The sequence below is a fragment of the uncultured Candidatus Kuenenia sp. genome, assembly GCF_900696675.1.
GTDB classification, from domain to species: Bacteria; Planctomycetota; Brocadiia; order Brocadiales; family Brocadiaceae; genus Kuenenia; species Kuenenia stuttgartiensis_A.
In genome coordinates, this window is record NZ_CAADGZ010000253.1 from 1 (window position 1) to 1815 (window position 1815).

Sequence of the window (1815 nt, forward strand, 5' to 3'; positions counted from 1 at the left end):
AGATCCCGCGTCCGCGGCAACAATCACATGAATTATTAGAGGCATTACAGATAAAGTTGCCAGAAGTATTGCCAAGCCGGAACATACGGGTAGTCACTAGAAAAAAGCTTGCTGTTCGGCGTAAAAGTCAATAAATATAAGGCTTTTACGGCACTTTTGTTTTTTGACTTGGGGTGAACATCCGTTGTAGCGCAATAAAATTCAATAAGGTAAATAGCTCCGTAGGAGCGGCCTGTCCGTATTCAGGTAGACCTGTTTATATGGATTTACAAAAGACAGGTCGCTCGTAACAGAGCTAATCTCTGTTATAATATCCTATTTTGCTACAAACAGGCTGCTCCTACGGAGCTTATAGGTAGTACATTTTTCAAAAAACTAAAGTGTTACATTAAATTAGATCGGGTTTCTTGCCTCAACCCAACCTTGCCAGGCTATAAGCTCTGAAGGAGCAACCTGTTTGCAGCAGAACACAATGTCATAACAGCATTGAATTTTATTGGGCTACAAACAAATCATCACTGGCGGGGGCTGCATTGTTTTTTTATGTTTCCTGACTTTTTCAAAAATCTGAACTGTTACCCTTTTTTTGTAAAATGCTTATTCTTGGAATCGAAACCTCGTGTGACGAGACGTCTGTTGCAATAGTGAGAAATGGCAGGGAAATCGTATCGAATGTAATTTTCTCCCAGGACAAACTTCACCGTCCGTTCGGTGGCGTAGTACCTGAAATTGCATGCCGTGCGCATCTTGAATCCATTATCGGAATTATTCACTGTGCCATTACGGAAGCAGAGGTAAAATGTACCGATATCGATGCCATTGCCGTGGTAAATTCTCCGGGATTAATTGGCTCGCTGTTAATTGGCGTCACTGCGGCAAAGACGTTAAGCATGGCGTTCAACATTCCCCTCATTGCCGTTCATCATCTGCATGCCCACATATACGCAAACAATCTGGAGCATGATGCAATTCCCTACCCTGCGGTAAGTCTTGTTGTTTCAGGGGGACATACCACATTGTTTTTGTCGGAAAGGGAAACGCAACATGTCGTATTGGGGGAAACCATTGACGACGCCGCAGGAGAGGCGTTTGATAAAGTGGCTAAAATTTTGGGTCTTGGGTATCCCGGGGGGTCTGTAATTGACCAATTGGCAAAACAAGGCAACCGCAAAGCGATACCATTCCCAAGGGCATATCTGGGGAAAGATTCCCTCGATTTTAGTTTTAGCGGACTGAAAACTGCTGTATTATATCATGTTAAGGGACAGGACCAAAATCGGTCACAAACATCATTAAAAAACACCATGGATATTGCCGACATATCCGCAAGTTTTCAGGAAGCAGTTATTGATGTGCTTGTTCATAAAACAGTGGCTGCATCAAAAATACATCACGCCCGGAGCATATTAATTGGCGGAGGGGTTGCGGCAAATTCACGGTTGAGGGAAAAATTCCAGGAAATATCGCGCGAAATACGTTTACCCGTGTATTGTCCTTCCAGAGAACTTTGTACTGACAACGCCGCTATGGTGGCGGGACTAGCTTATTGGAAATATTCAGAAGGCAATATTTCAGACCTGCGCATGGAAGCCAATCCTTCGTGAGTCCTGGTTTTTATTCATACATTTATTTAACAGACAAAAAGATTTATGAAATTCATTGAACCTTCTGGCAATTGCTTTCATACTTAGTGTCTGAACGAAAACGCTGTAAGCCTTGAAATACGTGGTAAAGGAGGTTGAAAGTATCTGCATGAAGGGTTGAAAGTATAGTGAGTAGATGTTAAACTTAGGGCGTAGAATAAGGGAAGCGAGG

General features: G+C 42.8%; 1 protein-coding gene. It reads left to right on the top strand.

Annotated features, from left to right (window positions below; translation table 11 throughout):
- Positions 1-593 precede the first annotated feature (593 nt).
- On the top strand, positions 594-1604 hold the full coding sequence (gene tsaD / locus QZT26_RS17460) for a tRNA (adenosine(37)-N6)-threonylcarbamoyltransferase complex transferase subunit TsaD (protein ID WP_070065844.1): 1011 nt from the start codon (positions 594-596) through the stop codon (positions 1602-1604).
- The last annotated feature ends 211 nt before the right edge of the window (positions 1605-1815 follow it).

Bases quoted from the DNA above. Each gene is read 5' to 3' on its own strand.
- tsaD (WP_070065844.1), top strand. From the start codon at position 594: ATGCTTATTCTTGGAATCGAAACCTCGTGTGACGAGACGTCTGTTGCA.